We start from the raw sequence: 16727 nt of genomic DNA, 5'->3' as shown, positions 1-16727 counted from the left end.
CTCTACCGATACAACTGGGCTTCGTTGCGGAATGCTTTGTCTAAAAGGGTGTTGTTGGCAAACCCTCCATCGACATCGGCGATCTCCAGGCTGATAGGTTTCTCACCGGCCGTGGTGTCCTCATCGTCCTTGCTGTTGTCCTGCTTCTGGATGGGGCTGTTTATAAAGACACTGGCATAGCCATCAGGCTTGAGTTGGACATGGCCATTGATCTTGGCTTGGTTGGCGATGCAGTCGACGATCGCCATGTTGAGCAGACGGCGATCGGGATCCGAGGTCGGCGTTGTGCCTTTGAAACAGGCTGGAACGCCGCTTTCCTTTGTCGGCGCGGGGGACTTGTCCCCGACGAGTCCGTTCGCAATCTCGTATTTGTAGACGTCATATCTGGAAGCCGGCACAGAGGCGCCGGTCGGGTTGGTGGTGCTAGGGACGGAGGGATATGCGGCACCATGGTTGATCAGCCAGTAATTGGTGCGATCCCAGGTCGAATTCGTCATCCCGGTGGCGGAATCGAAGCTGTCGCCCGGCGGCAGCGCCATCGCTGTTCCGTCTGTGTTGGTCTTGTATTTGTTGCAGTTCGCGGTCTTATCGACGCCCTTGCGCACATTGCTCGCCGGCCGATATTGCCAATCGGTGTCATGGCTCTTCAGCGAAGTGCTGTAGATGTCGAAGCGTACATTGAGACCAGCGTTGACCTGGCCCAGGGTGACGCCGGTCTTAGTGGTGAGCTTATCGCGTTGATAGCAGGTGCCCGCGGTTCCGACAGCGAGCGCGTCCCGCAGTGACGCGAGATTGTTGTCGATCAGTCCGAAATTGCCGGGGCCGGGGTTGCTGTCGACCTTGAGGACGCGGAGTTCGCGGCTGTAGGTGAGCCCGGCTGCAAAAGCTTGCTGGATGGTCTTGCTGGTCGACGGGTCGGTCGTCTCGAACGGATTGCACATGAAGATCGGCACCGTTTCGCAGATCGACTGGACAAATCCGGCCACAGCCTGTGGCCTTAAATCCATGGTGTCGCTGCCGCCTAGAAAGCTTGCCGGGAATATCGTCGCGAAGGCACCTGCGCCATCCGCCAAGCCGGAAGCGTTCACCGTCACCAGGGAGAATGTCACAGCTTTGGGATCGGTGCTTGACCAGTCATGGCCGGTAGAATCGACACCGGCGGCGCTCAAAGTGGTGCTGTCGTCGGCGGGTATTCCCGTCAGATATGTGACGGTCACATCAGCCACGGCGAGCGTGTGATCGTGAGAAGTGGGATCGTCAGAGGTAGAAAACTTGGTTTTGTTGGTGAGTAGGGTCGTCATCGCCCGGTTCGCTCGGTCGATTGAATCCGCTCTGCCATCCAGTTCCGCAGCGGTCGCAAGCGCGAGCGCATCGACACCCTTCTGCAGATCGTTATGCAGTCCGTTGGCCCGGCTCATATCGATAGCCAACAGAGCGAAGCCGATAAGCACGGGCAGCATGATAGCCACGAGGATCATCGCGACGCCGCGTTGATCGTTCCAGAAGGCTCGAATGGTCCCCAACATGACCCTACTCTCTTTCACCTCGCGCCAGGGCTCCTCGCATGCCCGGCGCCCTCCGCATCCTTCCGTTCAGTTCACGGTGTCACACCCGACCCGCCGACATTGACCGTGATCGCCGGCGGCGGCGGGGGTGGCGGTGGAAATTTGTAATTGTGGGCAACAGCGGCGGCGCGCGTGCCGTCGCCTTCGATATGGGTGTTCCGGGACGCCGGGTTGAGCGGGTCGACCGTCTGCAGCATCGAATTGAATTTCTGCGTGTCGCCGGCGGCCAAGGTCACCGAATCGTAGTGATTCAGATAGTCCGCGGCGCAGCCCGACAGCGCACCGACGCACACAATGAGGATCAAGGCGCTATTTCTTGACATAGAGCATCTTGTCCTTCGATTTGAAGTCGAGCATGTGGCCATAGGGGCCGGTGACGCCGTCGCCCGTTTCGTATTTTCGGATCATGTCCTTGTTCACCTCGAGCTGGCCGAGCACGAAGAATTCCGGATCGTTGGCGGGCCGGGTCTTGTCGAACGGTGTCGCCAGCTGCTCGCCGGGTTTCACCGGCCGCACGATATGCGGCGTGACGATGACCACGAGCTCGGTTTCTTCCTTCTGGTTGCTCGAATTGCGAAACAGCGTCCCGATGACAGGCACCTGGCCAAGCCAGGGCACCTGGTTCTGGAGCTTGGTGGTCTTGCTGGACAGAAGTCCGCCGACGGCGAAGCTCTGGCCGTCGCGCAGCTCAACGACAGTTTCCAGCTTGCGGTTGGTGAAGATCGGGTCGCCGGCAGTGGTGAAACCGGTGAGGTCACTCACTTCCGGCGCCAGCTTCATATGGATCTTGCCGTCGTCGAGTACGACCGGCGTGAACAGCAGATTGACGCCGAATTGCTTGTACGTGATGGTTACCTCGCCATCGGTGCCGATGACACGGATAGGCACTTCGCCGCCGGCGTTGAAGCTGGCCGGCTCACCGGAAAGGGTGGTGAGATTGGGGTTCGCCAGCGTGCGCACAGCCCCCTTGGCCTCAAGCGCTTCAATGATCAGGTCGACCTTGATGTTGCTGTCAATAACGCGGGTGATCAGCGCCGCGAAGGGACTACTGTTCGACAGTAGACCGCTAAGCAGACCGCCCGGTCCAAGCACCACATCGTCTTCGTCGACGGCGGCAATGCCGGTTCCGGTGCGCGACGTGCCGCTACCGTTTGTGCTCCTGATCGAGACGCCGACGTCGCGCCCGGTATTGCGCTTGGCCTCGAGCACGCGGACCTCGAGATTCACCTGCTGGCTGTCGTCGACGATGACGGAATTTATGATGGCGTCGGGACCATATTGCTGCGCCACCTCCATGATGGACGCCAGCGTGGCGCCATCCTTGACATGGCCGCCAAGCCTGACCCTGCCGTTGACCGAGCCGATTTCGATGCGCGACTTTGGCGCCACCTGGCGGATCGCCTGCGCCATGTCGCTGACGTCGACGCCGACCTCGATCTGGAGGGCGCCCAGCGAACGCTTGTCCGTGGAAAACAGATTGACCGTGGTGGTGCCGGCGCCCTTGCCTATGACATAAAGCGTTCGGTCGGTCATCGGCTGGGCATCGGCGATCTTCTCGTCGCCGACGACGATATCGCCCAGATTGGCACTCACCTGGATCGTTACCGATTGCGACATCGGCAGGAAGATACGATGGACGCTGGGGGTAGACACGTCGATGAAACGGTCGGCCGCACCAGCCCCCAGGCTCGACAGAAACAGCGCTGCCAGACAGGACAACGCGGCCGCCACCCTCAACCAAGACCCCTGCATCCCCGTCTCCCCACTCGCTGCCGGCGGCAGCCCGTTCCGTTTCGCCGCACTCTGTTATTGTTGTCGCGGCACGTCGTATGTTTCAAGCTTCACGCCCCGAAAAACGCCCACAGTAGCACGCGCCGGTGGCTCGGGTGTGACATATTTGACCACTTCCTTAACGACTTCGGGCGCCACGGCCGGAGCAGGCTTTACCTTGCCCAGTTCGTCGAGACGGCTTCCCACCCGCTCCACTGCCTGGGTCAACCCGGCAATCTTGTCCTCGGCGCGCTTGCGCTCGGCTGCAGCTTCGGCTTCCGCTGCCGCCTTCCTGTCGAGCTCCGCCTGCCTGGCGGCGACATCGGCCGGCGTTTCGCCGGTCAGGTCCGAAAGCGTCACCCGTTCGGTCGTTTCTCCCTGGCTGGCTGCGGCCTGGCGAAGCGCCAACGACAATTGGCCGGCGCCTGCCGCCAGCGTCAGCTTTTGCGCGTCCCTGGTGCTGGCCTCGAGCGTCACGGACTTCACCACCGTCGGGCTGTCCTTGCTTTCGTCGGCCACCTGGTCGATGGCGAGCACCTTCATGCTCTGCAGCAGCACGTCGACGAAACTCTTATCCGTGCCATCATCGCCGCGTGCTGTGCGGGTGAGTAGAATATCGACTCGATCGCCCGGGAAAACGAAGCCGGCGACGCCGAGCACGTCGTTGACGCGGATCGAAACGGCCTTCATGCCTTCGCCAAGCACTGCCGATAGTGTGGCGCGTTGGCCGGGGCCAGTAATCTTGGTAGCAAGAATCGGCTCATTGACGCCGATCGCTTGCAATGCCTGCTTGGCGTCACCAGCTAACAGGTCCTTAGTTGACTTGAACGCTCCGGCTGGGACCGCACCTGCCGGCCACGCGACTTCGCGCAATTTATCTGCGGTGAGCGCGTCGCCGAACTTCAGCGGCATTGCCGCTACGACGACTGTGCTGCCTTGAACGAGGCCCGTTTGCGCCATGGCGCTACGCTGGCCAGCCAGCCAGATATTGACCAGAACCACCGCCAGGACGCCGAACACGCCGGCGAGCACGATCATGATAAGTGTGTTGGCGCGCATAAGCCCAAACCCCGAAAAAGGCAGAAGAACGGCCGAGTGACTTGAATGGTTTCAGGCCCGGATTTGATCCGGGCCTGAAAATCGCTAGCTCATCAGGAACCGGTGCCGGCCCCGGCATTGCAGGTGCCGGTCGGATGCCCGTCGAGGGCGGTGCAGAGTGCCGAGAAACGACCGTTCACCCATCCGCCAATGGCGAGGACAGTCAGGATCGATGCAACGGCGATAATGCCGATAAGGATGGAATATTCGACCATGGCAGCGCCGTTTTCATCGTCGCGGAACTGCCGGGTCATCGTCATGAGCTTGTTCATGTCAATTTCTCCCTTTGGAGGTTGGAACCCGACGAGACAGAGCAAAGGATGAAAACCATACCCAAGCATCCCCCGTCATCTCGATCCTAGGTCCCGAGAAAACGCGGAGTCAAACGAGATTAAGGGTTCCTTAACTTTCATGTACATGATTCGGCAAGAAGATCACAGTTCTGATTTTACCCAACAGCTTGATTCTCCTCATTTTTCAAGCGCCTTAACCATTCGTTCACAATTTGGCCTCGGATGTGGCGAGATTGAGAAAGCATTAGTAATACTGCATATTCCTTTATATCTAGGGGCTTAGCAGCGTCTTCCGGGCGGTTTGCCCCCAAAAATCGGGAGAGCCTGAAAAGCGGTGCCGACGCGCTGAGCACGAACTGGCAGCCATATCAAATAAGCACGTTATTACAGGCTTTTGATCTTAACTATGTAGAAAGTATTCGGGGAACGCCGATCACTTGGGCGCTTGTGCCTCCCGTGGTTAACAGTTAGTTTCCGCTAATGAGGGACTAAGGGGAGTATAAGCAATTATGCTGGGGCGGTTCATCAAAGGGCCAGGCGAGCAGCAGGCAGTGACAAAGGTCGAGCCGCTGGCAGTGCCGCCTGTTGCTCTAGCCCTTTCGCCGGCGGCCGAAATCGAATCGTATGGCGACGATTTCCTGACGCTCAAGGTCGAGATTCATCGCCACCTTATCGATCGGTTCAACCTGACCGCTCTCGAAAGCGCGTCCAAGGATGAGATCCTGAATGAGATCCGTCCGATCGTCCGCGAGTTCGTTCGCGGCCGCAACGTGCCGCTGAATGCCCGCGAACTCGATCAATTGACCAGCGACACCGCCGACGAAATGCTGGGTCTCGGGCCGATCGAACCACTGCTCAAGGACGATTCCATTACCGACATCCTGATCAACACGCATAAGCGCGTCTTTATCGAGCGGCGTGGCCTAGTCGAAGAGACGCCAATTCGGTTTCGTGACGAGGCGCATCTGCTGCGCGTCATCAACAAGATCGTCTCCGCCATCGGCCGCCGCGTCGATGAATCGTCGCCGATGGTCGATGCGCGGCTGGAAGACGGCTCCCGCGTCAACATCGCGGTGCGACCGGTATCTGTGGACGGCCCACTGGTGTCGATCCGCAAGTTCTCCAAGAACCCCTATTCGCTCGAACGCTTGATGGCTTTCAACTCCATCCGGCCGCCGATGGTCGATCTGCTGCGGATCGCCGTCCAGTCGCGCAAATCGATCCTGGTTTCGGGCGGCACGGGCAGCGGCAAGACGACGTTGCTCAATGCATTGTCGAGCTACATACCCTCGAAGGAGCGGCTAATCACCATCGAGGATGCGGCCGAACTGCAATTGCAGCAGCCGCATGTCGGGCGGCTGGAGACGCGTCCGCCTAATGTCGAGGGCAAGGGCGAGGTGCGCCAGCGCGAATTGCTCAAGAACGCGTTGCGCATGCGGCCGGATCGCATCATCGTTGGCGAGGTGCGTGGCGAGGAAGCTTTCGACATGCTGCAGGCGATGAACACCGGCCATGAAGGCTCGATGACCACCATTCATGCCAACACGCCGCGCGATGCTATCTCGCGGCTCGAGCAGATGGTCGGCATGGCCGGCATGCCGATGACGCACGACTCGATCCGGGCGCAGATCGCCTCCGCCATCGACATCATCGTCCAGACACAGCGTCTTTCGGACGGCGGCCGGCGTGTCACCTCCATATCGGAACTGACTGGCATGGAGGGCAATGTCGTCCAGCTTCAGGAAATCTATCATTTCGTCCGCCGTGAAGTCACAGCCGAGGGCAAGGTCATCGGAGACTTTCGCGCAACCGGTGTCCGTCCGCGCTTCGCTCCGGAGGCCGCGACTCTTGGCCATCATTTTGCCAAGGACGCCTTCAACCCGCAGGCTGCCCTCTGATGCCGACGGGTCAAGCTCTACTTTACTTTATCTATATGCTGGCGGCGGCTTCGGTCATTCTCGCCGGAGAAGCCCTTTATCTTTCATTTGCCGGACGCCGCTCCCGGTCTCTAGCAGTTAATCGCCGGCTGAAGCGGCTCGCCGGCGAGGTTCCGGCCGAACAAACGTTGCAAGGGTTGCTGCGAGAACGCGGCCTCACGGACTCCGGCGACTTTCTTTTTGGAATGGTCTGGTTGAACAGGCTCTATACCCAATCCGGTATCACCGGAAATCCCCTGACGTTCGCCGCGACTTTCCTGCTTGCGGGGATGGCTATGGCTTTGCTGCTGGCGATCCTCTTCAATTTTTCCGCTTTGGCATCGCTCATTGTCTTTCTGGTCGTAGGGCTTGTCTTGCCGCTTCTCGTCCTCCGGCGTGCACGCAACAAGCGAATCCGGAAGTTTGCCAAACAGCTGCCGGATGCGCTCGACATGATCGTCCGTTCGCTGCGCGCCGGGCACCCCGCTTCGGTAGCGATCGGTCTGGTCGGGCGCGAAATGCCGGATCCGTTGGGCACGGAGTTTGGCATCGTCTCCGATGAAATCACCTTTGGCCTCAGCATCGAGCAGGCCGTGCGAAAGCTTTCGCAGCGTGTCGGCTTCGAGGGCCTTCAGCTGCTGTCGGTATCGCTGTCGATCCAGGCCAAGACGGGCGGCAATTTGACCGAAATTCTGACTAATCTTTCCTCCGTACTGCGTGAACGGCAGAAATTGCGAATGAAAATCAGGGCGCTTTCGGCCGAGGGTCGCGTCTCCGCATGGATCATCTCCTTGTTTCCTGTCGTGATGTTCTTCATACTTCAAATTGTTGCCCCGGCCTACTACGGCACCGTCTGGGGTAACCCGCTCATCTTCCCGGTATTCCTGATTTTTGGGCTGTGGGCGCTGCTTGGCGACTTCATCATGTACCGGATGGTTACTTTCGATTTTTGACTGGGAGCGACGAAAGAAATTGTTTTCGAACATGGACCTGGGCTTCTTGGTGTCTATTGCCGTCTTTGTGGCGGCGGTGTCCCTCTTCCTGTTCGGTGCGCTTGTCTTCCTCCCGGCTCTGCAGACACGAAAACTCGTCGCGCAGAGCCTGATGGGCGAAGGAATTACAGACCGCCGATCGATGCTCGGACAAGACCAGCTTGCCAAACTTGCGGCGCAACGGCCGGTCGATGCCTACTTCAAGTCGATCGAGAAGGAGCGAGAAGAGCCAAACGCCCTGGAGGCGAAGCTGTTTCGCGCCGGCTTTTATCAATCAAGCGCACCGCTAATTTATACGCTAAGTCGCCTGATCGCCGTCTGCGTCGGCTTTCTGGCAATGTATGCGCTCCTGTCGCGGGTTCTGCCGCCGCACCTGCCAGGTTTCATCACCCTTGCCGGTTCTGCCCTGTTCGGCCTGGCCTGCATCGTGCTTCCCGCCATTCTGCTCGACCGTTTCGAGAACAGCCAGAAACAGATCTATCGTCGAGCCTTCCCCGACTTCATGGATATGATGATCACCTGCGCCGATGCCGGCATGAGCCTGGAGGGGGCAGTCGAACGCGTCAGCCATGAAATGGCCGCCACCCACAAATGGCTGGGGATACAGCTGTCGATCATGAATTTGCAACTGCGTGCTGGCAAGCCGTTGCGGGAAGCGCTACGCGAACTCTCGGATCGCATCGGACTTGACGAGGCGCGGGCACTGGCTGTCCTCTTTAGGCAGTCGGAAGAACTCGGTACCAGTCTCACCGACGCATTGCGTGTTTATAGCGCCGAGATGCGTGGGCAAAGAATCCTGAGTGCAGAGGAACGCGCCAATTCTTTGCCTGTGAAAATGATGATTCCGTTGGGGCTTTGTATCTTCCCTGTGGTTATGATGGTCATCATGCTACCGGTGATCATCCGCATGAGGGGCATTATCTTCTGATTGCGTGTATGATCTGATTCTAATATGAGGTCCGAGACCCTTGGGGGAATCTGTATGAAGAGGGCTATCGCGGCGGCGTTCTGCCTGTTGACGGTTTTGCTTGCCGGCTGCCAGACGGACGCCACCGATGGTGTCGTCCGCACCAACGAGCCGTCGAAAGGCGACGTAACGTCCTTTGGCGATGCTTTCGACGGGCTGAAGACGGTCAGCGATGTCGAATATTATGCCTCGGACCAGGCTGTTGCCGAAGCCAAGAACCAGTTCCGCGCCGAAAATTACGGCAATGCCGGCGCGTTGTTCTTCAAGGCGACGCAACTGGCGCCCAATGATGGTAACGCCTGGATGGGGCTGGCCGCCTGCACCGACCGGATTCACCGCTTCGACCTGTCCGACAAGGCCTATGCCAGGGCCTTCAAGCTGGTCGGCGCGACGCCCGAATATTACAACAATGTCGGCTATTCCTACCTGCTGCGCGGCAAGCTGCAGGATGCGCGCTCGAACTTCCTCAAGGCTTACGAACTGGCGCCCAACGACCCGACCGTCGCCAACAATCTGAAGCTTTTGTCGTCAAGCGTGCAGAACGTCGAGCGCTAGCATGCTGCTGGTCGAGGCGGTGCTGCTGAAGGTGCTCGCCATCCCTCTGCTGGGCAGGATTGCCTGGCTCGACTTCACCACGCAGAAGATTTCCAATCGCGACGTGCTGCTGCTGCTCTGCCTGGGGGCCGGGGGCTTGCTGCTGCTGTCGCTCCAGTCCGGCTCGTGGTGGGACATGGGACTGAGCGCTCTCGCCGGGCTTCTGTTGTTCGTCGCACTCTTCCCCTTCTGGGCCTTGCGCAAGATCGGCGCCGGAGATGTCAAGCTGCTGGCAGTCGTGCCATTCCTGATCAGCGGCGGCGCTCTCGCGGTGTTTTCGGTGCTGCTTCTGGTTTTCGCCCTGGCGACCGCGGCGATCGTGAAAAACCCGTTCATGCTGCCCGCGGGTGCTTTTCGGCTTGTCGTGCAGCATCTGGACCGCAAGGGCGTGGTGCCGTTCGGCGTGCCGATCTCACTGGCCGCGATCTGTACGCTAGGGTTCCTGATCTACAGGAGTTTGATGGTCGCGAGCAGCTCTGGAATCCTCAACCAGCTCAACTGACCCTGACATCTCACGCGGCTGAATTTGTCAGGGAGATTTGACGGACCAGACGAAAAACCCCCTTGCTCGGCGGGTCATTGGCGCAAATCTGCACCATAGACAAAAATGTACCATAGCTGAGGGCAGGAAGTCAAGAAAAAATTCCTATCGTGAAACGCTGCCTTGCGCTGCTCGCGCTCCGTTCAGTCCCGCAGCAGATCGAACATCAGCTTGAAGAAGCGGTCCGCGTCGACCTCATGGGCGATGCGGGCATTGTCCTTCTCGCCGCGCTCGCCCCAGTAGTCGGCGATGGTCGCGCCGAAGGCGTAGGTGCCGGACAGATCGACGCCGATATGGGCAGGGCGCGTGCGCACCAATGTCGGGTCGATGGCCAGCGCCAGCGCCAAGGGATCGTGCATGGCGCCGCCGACGCCCATCGAGTTGCGGTGCAGCTTCTCGTAGAACAGCAGCCAGTCGTTGACGAGCCGGCCGAGCGGCGTGTCGATGGTGGCGAGTTCGGCATATTGCGGCGCCTCGATCAGCACCTGCATGGTGACGTCGAGGCCGACCATCAGGATCGGCACGCCGCTGTCCAGGACGATCTTAAGCGCTTCGGGGTCGCAGAACGCATTGAACTCGGTCGGCGTGATGATCTCGCTCTTGCGGTAGAACACGCCTCCCATCCAGATCAATTCCTTGATCTTGGGCAGCACGTCGCGGTGCTTGAGGATCATCAGGCCGATATTGCTGAGCGGGCCGGTGGCGACGACCAGGATCGGTTCGGGCGCGGCGCGCAGCCTGTCGGCCAGGAAATCGACGGCGTGCTGGTCAACCGGCTTGATCGTCGCCTGCGGCAGGTAGGGCGAGCCCTCGAGCCCGCTTGGTCCATCTGCGGTGCCGAGCACCAGCGGGCGCGCCAGCGGACGGTGACAGCCCTGCGCGACAGGCACGTCGCCGGCGCCGATATACTCCAGGATGCGCAAGGCATTGGCGGTCGTCTTCTCGACCTCCGCATTGCCGCAGGTCGTGGTGACGCCGATGAGTTCGATGGCCGGCGACCGATGCGCCATGACCAGCGCAATGGCGTCGTCGTGGCCGGGATCGCAGTCGAACAGGATAGGAGTTGGCTTGGTCATCATGTCGTCTTTCACGCCGCCCGCTCGTAGCGCGCTATGGTTTTCTTGAAGCCGTCGAGGAAACGCCGGCCGTCCAGGCCGGTGCAGATGCGGGTGGTCTTGGGCCCGCCGCCGGGCAGCAATTGCCGGCCGCGATAAGCGACGGTCTGGCCGCGCGCCAGCCGGCCGTCGAGCACGACGTCGGCGAACAGCGGCTCGGTCATCGTCGCCAGGCCGGGATCGTAAGCCAGCGCCACGGTGATCACGTCGTCCATCGGGAACCCGACGAGGTCGAAGAACTCGCGCCAGATGTCGATGTAGATCGGGAAGCTGTCGGCGATCATCTCAAGGACGGGATTGTCCCTGGCGACGGCCTGCATGTCGGCGATGTCGTCGCGCGTCAGCATCGAATCGGCGACGCGGTTGTCCTCGCAGATGTCGAGCGGCACGAGGATCTTCTCGACATCGGCGTTCAGCACGATGCGCGAAGCCTCCGGATCGGCCCAGATGTTGTATTCCGACAGGGGTGTGATGTTGCCCGGCGTCTGGAAATTGCCGCCGAGCACGATCAGCCGCTTGAGTGCACCGGTCAATCGCGGCTCCTGCAACAGCGCCATCGCCGCGTTGGTCAGCGGGCCGGTCGTCACCAGCGTGATCTCGCCCGGATTGGCCATGACCGTGCCGATGATGAAATCGACCGCATGTCCCGATGTAGCCTGCCGCACCGGCGTCGGCGCCGGCGGGTTGAACTTCTTCAGGCGATCGCCGAAACGGGCAACGAGCCGTTTTTCGAAATGCACCGGCGCCTCCATGTCGGCCTTGGCGTTGCCGACGATCGGCCGCCACGCGCCGGCGTGAACCGGGATGTCGTCACGCCCGGCGAGCGTCAGCGTGTTGAGGACGACGTTGGTGACCTGCTCGATCGGGCCGGCCGCACCGGTCACGGTGGTCACGCCCTCGAGCCGGAGCCTCGGATTGACCGCTGCAAACAGCACGGCGAGAATATCGTCGCCGGCCGAATCCACGTCGAGGATTATGCGTTCCATAAAGGCTTCCTTCACTGGGGATTTTTGCCGCCGGGTTCAGTGTTCTTGTCTACCGACAGCAGCTTACGCATCGATTCCAGCGTCTCCGCGATAATCCTCGGGCGCGCCCGGTAGGACAGCGCGAACAATGCGATCAGCGCGACGACATAGGGGACGGTGAGAACCAGGTAGGAGGGATAGCCGAACGTCTGCAGGCGCAACGAAAAAGCATCGGCGAAGCCGAACAGCAGGCAGCCGGCCAGCACCTTCAGCGGATCGCCGTTGGAAAAGATCAGGATCGCCACCGCCATGAAACCACGGCCCGAAGACATGTTTTCCGTGAACATGGTGATGTAGCCGAGTGACAGATGAGCGCCGGCGAGGCCCGCCAGCAATCCGCACAGCAGGGACGCGATGTAGCGGACGCGGGTGATCGAGATGCCAAGCGCCTCGGCGGCTTCCGGCTTTTCGCCGACGACGCGGATATAGAGGCCGAGCCGCGTTCGATTGTAGCACAGAACCAGCAGCGGCACGGCGATGAAGGCGACATAGACGAGCGGCGTGAAGCCGGAGATCAGCGGCGCCCATGAGCCGAGAAGGTCGCGGGCACCGGGCAGCTGGACTTTCGGCAGGCCGACGATGCCGTGACCGACGATCGAGCCGCGCGTGCCGAAGATCGCTTTCATCAGCGAGATCGTCATGCCGCCGGCCAGGATGTTGAGCGCCAGCCCGACGACCACTTCATTGGCCTTGAAGCTCACCACCAGGACAGCAAAAACCAGGGCGAAGACGAGCGCCGCCGCAACGCCGCAGGCGACGCCCGCCAGCGCGGAACCGGTCCAGATCGAACCAAGGACGGCGAAGAAGGCGCCGACCAGCATCTGCCCCTCGAGGCCGATGTTGAAGATGCCAGCCTTGGTAGTGAACGAGCCGCCAAGCGCGACCAGAAGGATGGGCGCGGTGGTGCGAAGCGTCGCCGCGATCAGCGCGACGTTGATGAGCTTGTCTAGAATTTCCATCGCCGCTCCCCTGCCTGGCTGTCGCCGCGCTTTCTCACCAGCACCTGGGCCGACACGCTGAGGATGATCAGCGCCTGGATCACGGTGATGATCTCGCGCGACGCGCTGGTATCGACCTCGAGCAGCAGCGATCCGTTGCGCAGGGCGCCGAAGAACAGTGCGGTGAAGATGGTGGCGACAGGCGAGCCATTGGCAAGCAGGGCGGCGATCAGCCCGTCGAAGCCGAAACCGGGGGCAAATCCTTCCATGAAGCGGTGATGGACGCCGAGCGTCTCGACGCCGCCGGCCAGCCCGCCGACGGCCCCCGAAAGCAGCAGGACCAGGAAACCCTGCCGTTTCACGTTGACGCCGCCATATTCGGCGAATTTCGGCGCCGAACCGACCATCGTGACGCCGTAACCCCATTTGGTGTAGCGGAAGACAAGGGCTGCGCCGACCGCCAGCACCAGGCCAATGACCAGGCCCCAGTTCAACCGCGAGAAGGTGAAGATCTCCGGCAGATAAGATGTGGGCAGGATCGGCGGGGTCTCCGACCAGCCGCCCGGCCGCTTGAACAGGAAGATGGTGAAGTAGGACGTGAGCAGCACCGCCACGTAGTTCGACAGGATCGTCGAGACGACCTCGTTGGTGTTGTAGCGGGCGCGGAAGTAGGCGGGGATGGCGACCCAGGCCGCGCCTGCCACGACCGCCAGCGCCAGTGCTGCCAGCGTGTGAATGCCCGCGGGCAGGGGCATGGCAAAGCCGACCCAGGCGGCGGCGAAACCGCCGAGGAACAGCTGGCCCTCGATGCCGACGTTGAACATGCCGCCGCGCAGGCCGATGCACGCAGCGACACCGCAGATCAGGATCGGCGTCGTCTGCAGCAGGGTCCCGGCGATCTTCTCCTGATCGCCGAAGGCGCCGCGCAACAGCGTCATGAACACACGCACCGGGCTTTCGCCGACCATGAGGATGATGATCGCGCCCATCAGCAGCGCCACACCGATGGCGATCACCTGGCCGGAAACGGCACTCAAATGGTCTTTCATGATGCGGTCTCCGCGGCGGGTTCAGGCGCGGCCACGCCTGCCATCATCATGCCAATGCGCTCCTCGTCGGCCTCGTCGCCGGCGACCTCGCCCATGATCCGCCCGTTGAACATCACCAGGATGCGGTCGGCAAGGGCGGCCAGTTCGTCCAGCTGCACGGAAATCAGCAGGATCGCGCGGCCGGCGGCGCGCTGGCGCATGATCTCGTCATGAATGGCCTCCTGGGCGCCGATGTCGACGCCACGCGTCGGCTGGTCGATCAGCAGGAAATCGGCGCCATTGGTGAATTCGCGCGCCAGAACGACCTTCTGGATGTTTCCGCCCGAAAGCCGCTTGACCGCATCACCGGCTCCGCGCGCGCGAATATCGAAGCTCTTGATCAGCGTTTCGGCGTTTTGATTTATGGCATTCCAGTTGAGCATGCCGCCGCGGCTCCATGGTGCGCGATGCTGGCGGCCCATCAGGGTGTTGGCCGCTATCGAAGCGTTGCGATCGACCCCGCGCACCATGCGGTCGCCTGGAACATGGGCGAGGCCTGCCTGGCGGATCGCGGCGGGGGATAGAGCGGTGAGATTCCGGCCCTTCAGCCACGCCCCGCCATGGCTTGCCGGTCGCAGGCCCGAAAGCACTTCCGCCAGCTCTGTCTGACCATTGCCGGCCACACCCGCGATCCCCACCACCTCGCCGGAGCGGACCGTGAAACTGGCATCGCGAAGGGCCGGCAGCAGGCGATCGTCGCGCGCCCACAGATCCTTCACTTCGAGCACCACGTCGCCGTGCAGCGACGCACGCGCCCGGCGGTCGAAGCTGACCTCGCGGCCGACCATCATATGCACCAACTCGTCCTTGCTGAGTTCGGCCGTCGGCCGGGTCGCCACCTTCCTGCCGTTGCGCAGCACCGTCACCGTGTCGGACACTTCCATCACTTCTTCCAGGTGGTGCGAAATGAAGATCACCGTCATGCCCTCGGCCACGAAGCTGCGCAGCGTCTGGAACAGCTCACGGCTCTCCTGCGGCGTCAGCACGGCGGTCGGTTCGTCGAGGATGATGGTGCGCGCGCCGCGCACCAGGACCTTCAGGATTTCGATGCGTTGCTCTATGCCGACCGAGAGCAGCCCGACGCGCTCGGTCGGATCGACCTGCAAGCCGAAGCGCTTCGACAGTTCGCGCGTGCGCTCAACCTGTGCAGCGTGGTCGATCAGCCCATGGCGACGGATTTCCATACCGAGAAAGACGTTGTCGGCAACCGAGAGCGAGGGAACCAGCTTGAAATGCTGGTGAACCATGCCGAGGCCGGCCTTTATCGCCACGGACGGGTCGGCGATCACGATCTCTTCACCGTTCAGCCGGATCGAGCCTTCGTCCGGCTGCAAGAGGCCGAACAGGATGTTCATCAGCGTCGTCTTGCCGGCACCATTCTCGCCGATGATGGCGTGGATCTCGCCGCGGCGGACCGCAAGGTCGATGCCGTCATTGGCGACGAATGCGCCAAAACGCTTGGTGATGCCAGTCAACTCGACGGCCATCGCGGCATTGCTGTGGAGGGTCGGCGACCCCGGCGTGTTCGACAACGTGGCTCTCGCAGATTGGACACTGATCCGCCGCGGCACGCCGCGGCGGATCAGTGTAGCGCTTTCTTGGGAGGGAGGCGCTGTTGTTGGCTTATTTTGCCTTGGCGATCACGATCTTGCCGTCAACGATGCCCTTTTTGATCTCATCGAGCTTGGCGGTCATCTCTGCCGGGATCTTGGCGGCGATGTCATCGCAGACCTTGACCTCGACACCGCCCGAGGCGAGGTCGAAAGTGCGGGTGCCGGCGGTGATCTTGCGGCCCTCGACCTCGTCCTTGATCAGCGTGTAGACGGCGATGTCGCCGCGCTTCAGCATGCTGGCGAGCACATTTCCGGGAGCCGAGCCGCACATGTCGATGTCGACGCCGATCGAATATTTGTCGACCGCGGCACTTGCCTGCATCACGCCTTCACCCGTCGGGCCGGCGACGTTGTAGACAATGTCGGAGCCCTGGCCGTAAAGCGCCTGGGCAAGTTCGCTTCCCTTGGCCGGGTCGTCGAAGGTTCCGGCGAAGACGGAGTTTACCTTGACGTCGGGCGCGGCATATTTAGCGCCTTGCTCGTAGCCGCCCAGGAAGTTGCGGATCACCGGGATATCTCGGCCGCCGACAAAGCCGATCGCCTTGCCGTCGCCGATCTTGTCGAAGGCGGTGCCCTTGGCTTCGATCATGCCGGCAAGCGCGCCGGCGACGAAGGATCCCTGCTCCTCGGCGAAATTGGCGTAGATCATCTTGGGGTTGTCGAGGACGCCATCGATGAACACGAAGCGCTGGTCAGGATATTCGGCGCTGACCTTTTGCAGCGAGTCCACCAGCTCCCAGCCCATCACGAAGATGAGGTCGTACTGTTTGCCCTTGGCAAGATTCTCGAACTGCTGCTGGTAGTCGAGCGCGCGATTGCCGGTGTCGACCAGCTTGAGGTCGATGCCGAAATCGGTCTTGGCCTTGTTGAGGCCGTTGACGATCGAAACGCCGAAGCCCTGGGCAAAATATCCCGAGATGGCGGCCACGGAAACCTTGGCCTGTGCCGCGGCCGGTCCGAACGAAATGGCAAGCATCGTGCCGGCCAGAAATAAACTCTTGAGCGCCCTTTTCATGTCATTCCCCTTCAGCTTTTTTCAGCTTTTGAAGCCACGCTTTGACCATCCCCACGTGTCCGCCGGGACAACGGCGAGTTCGTTGATGGTCATATGAGTTTAGGAGCGGCTTAACAGGCTGTCAATCGTCATCCGATGCAGTTTTCTTGGCCCTTCGCCCACTTGCTCGACGTCTGCGCTTGACAAATGTCCATGGG

Annotated in this window: 16 protein-coding genes; 5 read left to right on the top strand and 11 right to left on the bottom strand. The window is 61.2% G+C overall.

The annotated features are described in order from the left end of the window. Positions 1–2: 2 nt before the first annotated feature. The 5 genes from NKH97_RS05885 to NKH97_RS05865 form a co-directional block, all read right to left on the bottom strand. Positions 3–1526: a TadE/TadG family type IV pilus assembly protein gene (locus NKH97_RS05885; protein WP_081734744.1), complete on the bottom strand. Its 1524-nt coding sequence runs from the start codon at positions 1524–1526 to the stop codon at positions 3–5. 71 nt (positions 1527–1597) lie between these two features. After that, the gene (locus NKH97_RS05880) at positions 1598–1870 is read right to left on the bottom strand and encodes a hypothetical protein (protein ID WP_245273062.1); all 273 of its coding nucleotides are present in this window, start codon (positions 1868–1870) and stop codon (positions 1598–1600) included. Positions 1871–1874: 4 nt separating this feature from the next. Further along, the gene (locus NKH97_RS05875; RefSeq protein WP_352795718.1) at positions 1875–3317 is read right to left on the bottom strand and encodes a type II and III secretion system protein family protein; all 1443 of its coding nucleotides are present in this window, start codon (positions 3315–3317) and stop codon (positions 1875–1877) included. Positions 3318–3371: 54 nt separating this feature from the next. Continuing rightward, positions 3372–4394, bottom strand: coding sequence for a Flp pilus assembly protein CpaB (gene cpaB / locus NKH97_RS05870; RefSeq protein ID WP_352795717.1), 1023 nt, complete (start codon positions 4392–4394; stop codon positions 3372–3374). Between the two features lie 92 nt (positions 4395–4486). Then, entirely contained in the window at positions 4487–4705 is a 219-nt protein-coding gene (locus NKH97_RS05865; RefSeq protein WP_023809114.1) for a Flp family type IVb pilin, read from the bottom strand. A gap of 530 nt (positions 4706–5235) precedes the next feature. Here NKH97_RS05865 and NKH97_RS05860 point away from each other — a divergent pair. From NKH97_RS05860 to NKH97_RS05840, 5 genes are read left to right on the top strand one after another with little or no spacing between them, the layout of a single operon-like run. Beyond that, on the top strand, positions 5236–6624 hold the full coding sequence (locus NKH97_RS05860) for a TadA family conjugal transfer-associated ATPase (protein ID WP_352795715.1): 1389 nt from the start codon (positions 5236–5238) through the stop codon (positions 6622–6624). Beyond that, positions 6624–7595 (top strand): type II secretion system F family protein, encoded by a 972-nt coding sequence (locus NKH97_RS05855; RefSeq protein ID WP_023809112.1) that lies wholly within the window; start codon positions 6624–6626, stop codon positions 7593–7595. Before NKH97_RS05860 ends, NKH97_RS05855 begins: the two co-directional genes overlap by 1 nt. A gap of 31 nt (positions 7596–7626) precedes the next feature. After that, on the top strand, positions 7627–8562 hold the full coding sequence (locus tag NKH97_RS05850) for a type II secretion system F family protein (RefSeq protein ID WP_352795713.1): 936 nt from the start codon (positions 7627–7629) through the stop codon (positions 8560–8562). 54 nt (positions 8563–8616) lie between these two features. After that, positions 8617–9156 (top strand): tetratricopeptide repeat protein, encoded by a 540-nt coding sequence (locus NKH97_RS05845; RefSeq protein WP_127807801.1) that lies wholly within the window; start codon positions 8617–8619, stop codon positions 9154–9156. Position 9157: 1 nt separating this feature from the next. Further along, positions 9158–9697, top strand: coding sequence for a prepilin peptidase (locus NKH97_RS05840; protein WP_352795711.1), 540 nt, complete (start codon positions 9158–9160; stop codon positions 9695–9697). Between the two features lie 182 nt (positions 9698–9879). On the opposite strand, the gene NKH97_RS05835 is transcribed toward NKH97_RS05840, so the two are convergent. From NKH97_RS05835 to NKH97_RS05810, 6 genes are all read right to left on the bottom strand, one after another. Further along, a complete protein-coding gene (locus NKH97_RS05835; protein WP_013530291.1) occupies positions 9880–10815 on the bottom strand; it encodes a nucleoside hydrolase in 936 nt (311 codons plus the stop codon). Positions 10816–10823: 8 nt separating this feature from the next. Further along, entirely contained in the window at positions 10824–11837 is a 1014-nt protein-coding gene (locus tag NKH97_RS05830) for a nucleoside hydrolase (RefSeq protein WP_352795709.1), read from the bottom strand. An 11-nt stretch (positions 11838–11848) separates the two neighbouring features. Beyond that, positions 11849–12835, bottom strand: coding sequence for an ABC transporter permease (locus NKH97_RS05825; RefSeq protein ID WP_352795707.1), 987 nt, complete (start codon positions 12833–12835; stop codon positions 11849–11851). Next, on the bottom strand, positions 12823–13863 hold the full coding sequence (locus tag NKH97_RS05820) for an ABC transporter permease (protein WP_352795705.1): 1041 nt from the start codon (positions 13861–13863) through the stop codon (positions 12823–12825). Before NKH97_RS05820 ends, NKH97_RS05825 begins: the two co-directional genes overlap by 13 nt. Continuing rightward, a complete protein-coding gene (locus NKH97_RS05815) occupies positions 13860–15389 on the bottom strand; it encodes an ABC transporter ATP-binding protein (protein ID WP_502897068.1) in 1530 nt (509 codons plus the stop codon). The genes NKH97_RS05820 and NKH97_RS05815 overlap by 4 nt, the downstream gene beginning before the upstream one ends. Positions 15390–15525: 136 nt before the next feature. Beyond that, a complete protein-coding gene (locus tag NKH97_RS05810; protein WP_013530296.1) occupies positions 15526–16530 on the bottom strand; it encodes a BMP family lipoprotein in 1005 nt (334 codons plus the stop codon). Positions 16531–16727: the final 197 nt, after the last annotated feature.

This window comes from Mesorhizobium sp. M0870, from assembly GCF_040319775.1.
Taxonomy (GTDB): domain Bacteria; phylum Pseudomonadota; class Alphaproteobacteria; order Rhizobiales; family Rhizobiaceae; genus Mesorhizobium.
The sequence above is the reverse complement of the archived record's forward strand: the minus strand, read 5'-3'. Positions and strand labels throughout refer to the sequence as shown.

What these genes read in the sequence shown, in the direction of transcription:
- NKH97_RS05845 (WP_127807801.1), top strand. Translation starts at nt 8,617, where the DNA reads ATGAAGAGGGCTATCGCGGCGGCGTTCTGCCTGTTGACGGTTTTGCTT.
- NKH97_RS05865 (WP_023809114.1), bottom strand. Translation starts at nt 4,705, where the DNA reads ATGAACAAGCTCATGACGATGACCCGGCAGTTCCGCGACGATGAAAAC.
- NKH97_RS05825 (WP_352795707.1), bottom strand. Translation starts at nt 12,835, where the DNA reads ATGGAAATTCTAGACAAGCTCATCAACGTCGCGCTGATCGCGGCGACG.
- NKH97_RS05850 (WP_352795713.1), top strand. Translation starts at nt 7,627, where the DNA reads ATGGACCTGGGCTTCTTGGTGTCTATTGCCGTCTTTGTGGCGGCGGTG.
- NKH97_RS05885 (WP_081734744.1), bottom strand. Translation starts at nt 1,526, where the DNA reads ATGTTGGGGACCATTCGAGCCTTCTGGAACGATCAACGCGGCGTCGCG.
- NKH97_RS05855 (WP_023809112.1), top strand. Translation starts at nt 6,624, where the DNA reads ATGCCGACGGGTCAAGCTCTACTTTACTTTATCTATATGCTGGCGGCG.
- NKH97_RS05875 (WP_352795718.1), bottom strand. Translation starts at nt 3,317, where the DNA reads ATGCAGGGGTCTTGGTTGAGGGTGGCGGCCGCGTTGTCCTGTCTGGCA.
- cpaB (WP_352795717.1), bottom strand. Translation starts at nt 4,394, where the DNA reads ATGCGCGCCAACACACTTATCATGATCGTGCTCGCCGGCGTGTTCGGC.
- NKH97_RS05820 (WP_352795705.1), bottom strand. Translation starts at nt 13,863, where the DNA reads ATGAAAGACCATTTGAGTGCCGTTTCCGGCCAGGTGATCGCCATCGGT.
- NKH97_RS05860 (WP_352795715.1), top strand. Translation starts at nt 5,236, where the DNA reads ATGCTGGGGCGGTTCATCAAAGGGCCAGGCGAGCAGCAGGCAGTGACA.
- NKH97_RS05815 (WP_502897068.1), bottom strand. Translation starts at nt 15,389, where the DNA reads ATGGCCGTCGAGTTGACTGGCATCACCAAGCGTTTTGGCGCATTCGTC.
- NKH97_RS05830 (WP_352795709.1), bottom strand. Translation starts at nt 11,837, where the DNA reads ATGGAACGCATAATCCTCGACGTGGATTCGGCCGGCGACGATATTCTC.
- NKH97_RS05840 (WP_352795711.1), top strand. Translation starts at nt 9,158, where the DNA reads ATGCTGCTGGTCGAGGCGGTGCTGCTGAAGGTGCTCGCCATCCCTCTG.
- NKH97_RS05835 (WP_013530291.1), bottom strand. Translation starts at nt 10,815, where the DNA reads ATGATGACCAAGCCAACTCCTATCCTGTTCGACTGCGATCCCGGCCAC.
- NKH97_RS05810 (WP_013530296.1), bottom strand. Translation starts at nt 16,530, where the DNA reads ATGAAAAGGGCGCTCAAGAGTTTATTTCTGGCCGGCACGATGCTTGCC.